Below are 4,126 nucleotides of genomic sequence, written 5' to 3' on the forward strand. Positions count from 1 at the left end.
CACGGGCCCGGCTACGACTGCGCGGGCTCGTCGCGCGCGTGGGCGGCGGCGGGCGTCGACATCACGCGGACCTCACGGTCCCAGTACCAGCGCGTGGCGAAGACTCCCGTACGCGCAGCTGCGGCCCGGCGACCTGCTCTTCTACGCGAACGACCCGTCCGACCCCTCGACGATCCGCCACGTCGCGGTCTACGCCGGCGGGGGCACGATGATCGAGGCCCCGCAGCCGGGCGTCACGGTGCGCGAGGTGCCGATGCGCTGGGCCGACGCGATGCCGTGGGCCGGTCGCCCCTGAGGGCCGCCGGGCTCAGTGCCCGACGTGGTAGCCCGAGTCGATCGCGCGCTGCAGCGAGCGCTCGATCTCGGCCTCGGCCTCGGAGCGGCCCACCCAGTGCGCGCCCTCGACCGACTTGCCGGGCTCGAGGTCCTTGTAGACCTCGAAGAAGTGCTGGATCTCGAGGCGGTGGAAGTCCGAGACGTCGTCGATGTCCTGGCGCCACGCGGCGCGCTGGTCCCCGGTCGGCACGCACAGCACCTTGTCGTCACCCCCGGCCTCGTCGCGCATGCGGAACATGCCGAGCGCGCGGCAGCGGATGAGGCAGCCGGGGAACGTGGGCTCCTCGAGGAGGACCAGGGCGTCCAGCGGGTCGCCGTCCTCGCCGAGCGTGCCCTCGATGAAGCCGTAGTCGTCCGGGTAGCGCGTCGACGTGAAGAGCATGCGGTCGAGACGGATGCGCCCGGTCGCGTGGTCGACCTCGTACTTGTTGCGCTGGCCCTTGGGGATCTCGATCGTGACGTCGAACTCCACTGCGTGTCCTCCAGTCGTACCGGCACCGCAGGACTCGGGCGGTGGCTGGTCGGGTGATCGACGGACGGCGCCGTCGTGCGGACTAGTGTGACACGGCCGGTCCCGCCGCGACCCCCCGGCGAGAGCCGGACGGTCAGCCGGATGAGTGATAATGCGCACGTGCTCGCGCCCGGCCCGCCCGGCCGGACGTCGGCGGCACGCCCGCACGCGAGGCCACAGGGAGAGACGTATGGGTTGGGGCACGCGCGCCGGCGTGACGATCGGCGTGGTCCTCGCGCTCACCGGCGGCTACCTCGTCGCCGACGCCGTCGACGTCGTGCCCGGCATGTTCACCACCGCCCCGCCGCCGCGCGAGCCCGCGCCCTTCCCCGACCCGCCCGGCGCCGTCGCCGCGCCGCCCCTCGTCACGGGCCTGCCCCCTCTCGACGACACCGCTTCCGTCCCGGAGGACGCGACGGTGCAGGACCTCACGGACGCGCTCGTCGCCGACCAGCGGCTCGGCCCGCGGGTCGGCGCCCTCGTCGTGGACGCCGCGACGGGGGAGACGCTCGGCAGCGCGGGCGCGACGACGGGCCACGTGCCCGCGTCCACGCTGAAGGTCCTGACGGCGGCAGCGGCGCTCACGTCCCCCGGCCCGGACGCGACGCTCCCCACGCGCGCCGTGCTCGACGGGCTGGACACCGTCGTCCTCGTGGGGGGAGGGGACATGATGCTCGCGGCCGGGGAGGGCGACCCGACGGCGGTCGACGGTCACGCCGGCCTGGCGGACCTGGCCGCGCAGGTGGCCGGCGAGCTGCGCCTCACCGGTCGCACGACGATCACGCTGCAGCTCGACGACACGCTCTTCACGGGGCCCGCGGTCGCGCCGTCGGTCTTCCCCGGCAACGTCACCGCCGGGTACGTCGCACCCGTCGCCGCGCTCGCGGTGGACGTCGCCCGGCTCGAGGACGAGGAGTACGCACCGCGCGCGCCGGACCCGGCGATGGCCGCGGCCGAGGCCTTCGTGCAGGCGCTCGCCGCCGAGGGCGTCACCGTCTCCGGGGACCCGGTGCGGGCGCCGCACCGTCGGACGCGCGCCTGGTCGGCGAGGTCGAGTCCGCGCCGCTGAGCGAGGTGGTCGCCTACCTGCTCCAGCACTCGGACAACACCCTCACCGAGGTCGTGGGCCGCGTCGTCGCGGTGGACGCCGGGCTCCCCGGCTCGGCCGAAGGAGCCGTCCGGGCGGTCCGCGCCGCCGTCGAGGGCCTGGGCGTCGACCTCGCGGGGGCGGAGCTCGCCGACCTGTCGGGCCTCGGCGACGGGTCCGTGCTCACCCCGCGCCAGCTCGCCGACGTCGTGGACCTGCTCGCCGACCCCGACCACCCGCAGCTGCGCCCGGCGGCCGTCGGGCTCCCGGTCGCCGGGCTGTCCGGCACGCTCGACGACCGCTTCCTCGCCAACGCCGGCCGCGGGGTCGTCCGGGCGAAGACGGGCAGCCTGCCCGACGTCGCGTCGCTCGCCGGCACCGTCGTCACCGCGGACGACCGGCTCCTCGTCTTCGCGCTCATGACCGACGCCGTCCCCGACGGCGGCACGTACGGTGCGCGCATCATCCTCGACGACTTCGTCGCGTCGCTCGCGGCGTGCGGCTGCTCCGGCTGACGTCCGGCGCGCTCCCGGACCGGGATACCGTGGAGCGGTGACGCTCGTCGAGAAGGCCGACCGCCCGCCGGGCGGACCGTCGATCGTGGACTGGGACGCCGCCGCGCAGGTGGCGGGAAGGCTCGCCCGTCCCGGCCCGCAGGCCACGCGCGACGAGCTCGCGGACCTCGTCGAGGGGCTGCGCGACGCCGCGGCGACCGCCGTCCCGCACGTGCTCGACGTCACCCGCATGACGCCCGCCGGTGCCGCGCGCCCGGCCGAGCTCGGCAGCGTGTACGTGGTCGACCGTGCCCGCTGGGCCCGGGCCAACACCGAGATCATGGCCTCGATGACGGAGGGCGTCGCGCAGGCGCTGCTCGCCGACGGATCGGACCGCCCGCCACGCGTCCCGCAGGCGACCGCACTCGTCGGCGCCGCGCAGCTCGGCTCGGTGCTCGCCGTCCTCGCGAGCCGTGTCCTCGGCCAGTTCGACCCCTACAGCGCCGCGGCCCCGGGCGAGCCGGGCCGGCTCGTCCTCGTCGCGCCCAACGTGCTGCACGCCGAGCGCGCTCTCGACCTCGTGCCGGCGGACTTCCGGCTCTGGGTGTGCCTGCACGAGCAGACCCACGCCCTGCAGTTCGCGGCGGCGCCCTGGCTCGCCGACCACCTGCGCGGACGCGCGGAGCACCTGCTCACCGACCTGTCGGCCTCCTCGCGCCGGCTGGCCGAGGCGCGTCTGCCCGAGAAGCTGCGGACGGTCGGCCGTGCCGTGCTCGACGCGGTGCGGGGGGAGGGGACGACGCTCGTCGACGGGTTCCTCACCGACGACGAACGGCGCCAGCTGGAGGACGTGTCGGCCGTCATGGCGCTGCTCGAGGGCCACGCGGACGTCGCGATGGACGCGGTCGGGCCCCGCACCGTGCGCACGGTGCGCAGCATCCGGCGCAAGTTCGAGGCGCGGCGCGACGGCGCGGGCAGCTCCGGGGTCGACGTCGTCCTGCGGCGCCTGCTCGGCATGGACGCGAAGATCGCGCAGTACCGCGACGGCGCCGCGTTCGTGCGCGCCGTCGAGAAGGAGGTCGGGCGCGACGGGTTCAACGCCGTGTGGGCGGCGCCCGGCAACCTGCCGACGGCCCGCGAGATCGCGGACGCGCGCGCCTGGGTGCGCCGCGTCCACGGCTGAGCGCCGGTGGGCGGTCCCGCGCCGGTCGTCGCGAGCGCGCGCCGCGCGGTGCGTGACGCGGTCGCGGACGTCCCGCGTGGCGGGCTCGTGCTCGTGGCGTGCTCGGGCGGCGCGGACTCGACGGCGCTCGCCGCGGCGACGGCGTTCGTCGCGCCCCGGTCGGGGCTGCGCGCCGGCGCGGTCGTGGTGGACCACGGCCTGCAGGAGCGCAGCGCCGAGGTCGCCGACGACGCGGCGCACCGGTGCCGCGGGCTCGGGCTCGACCCGGTGCAGGTGCGGCGCGTCGTCGTCGCGGCCGCGGGCGGCGGGCCCGAGGCGGACGCGCGCGCGCGCGGTACGCGGCGCTCGCGCGGCCGCGGACGAGCTCGGCGCGGACGCCGTGCTGCTCGGCCACACGCTCGACGACCAGGCCGAGACCGTCCTGCTCGGCCTCGCGCGCGGGGCGGGGGCGCGGTCGCTCGCCGGCATGGACCGCGGCGCGGGGCCTGCGGCGGCCGTCCTCGGCCTGCGCCGCA

General features: G+C 76.8%; 5 protein-coding genes and 1 pseudogene. 5 read left to right on the forward strand and 1 reads right to left on the reverse strand.

Annotated elements, in window-relative coordinates:
• Positions 1 to 295, forward strand: a 295-nt coding sequence (locus tag BJF88_RS16250; protein ID WP_255372112.1) for an NlpC/P60 family protein, incomplete at its 5' end; no start/stop codon positions are given.
• 12 nt (positions 296 to 307) lie between these two features.
• On the opposite strand, the gene BJF88_RS16255 is transcribed toward BJF88_RS16250, so the two are convergent.
• Positions 308 to 808, reverse strand: a complete 501-nt coding sequence (locus BJF88_RS16255; protein WP_075829561.1) for an inorganic diphosphatase — start codon at positions 806 to 808, stop codon at positions 308 to 310.
• Positions 809 to 1,037: 229 nt separating this feature from the next.
• Between BJF88_RS16255 and BJF88_RS23910 the strand changes: the two genes are divergently transcribed.
• The 4 genes and pseudogenes from BJF88_RS23910 to tilS form a co-directional block, all read left to right on the forward strand.
• Entirely contained in the window at positions 1,038 to 1,916 is an 879-nt protein-coding gene (locus BJF88_RS23910) for a D-alanyl-D-alanine carboxypeptidase (protein WP_369824655.1), read from the forward strand.
• Between the two features lie 5 nt (positions 1,917 to 1,921).
• Positions 1,922 to 2,449, forward strand: a complete 528-nt coding sequence (locus BJF88_RS23915) for a D-alanyl-D-alanine carboxypeptidase (RefSeq protein WP_369824657.1) — start codon at positions 1,922 to 1,924, stop codon at positions 2,447 to 2,449.
• 37 nt (positions 2,450 to 2,486) lie between these two features.
• A complete protein-coding gene (locus BJF88_RS16265; RefSeq protein WP_075829562.1) occupies positions 2,487 to 3,611 on the forward strand; it encodes a zinc-dependent metalloprotease in 1,125 nt (374 codons plus the stop codon).
• Between the two features lie 6 nt (positions 3,612 to 3,617).
• Positions 3,618 to 4,126: pseudogene (tilS, locus tag BJF88_RS16270) on the forward strand (tRNA lysidine(34) synthetase TilS); the annotation flags it as partial.

Source organism: Cellulosimicrobium sp. CUA-896 (assembly GCF_001942335.1).
Taxonomy (GTDB): Bacteria; Actinomycetota; Actinomycetes; order Actinomycetales; family Cellulomonadaceae; genus Cellulosimicrobium.

What these genes read in the sequence shown, in the direction of transcription:
- BJF88_RS23910 (WP_369824655.1), top strand. Translation starts at nt 1,038, where the DNA reads ATGGGTTGGGGCACGCGCGCCGGCGTGACGATCGGCGTGGTCCTCGCG.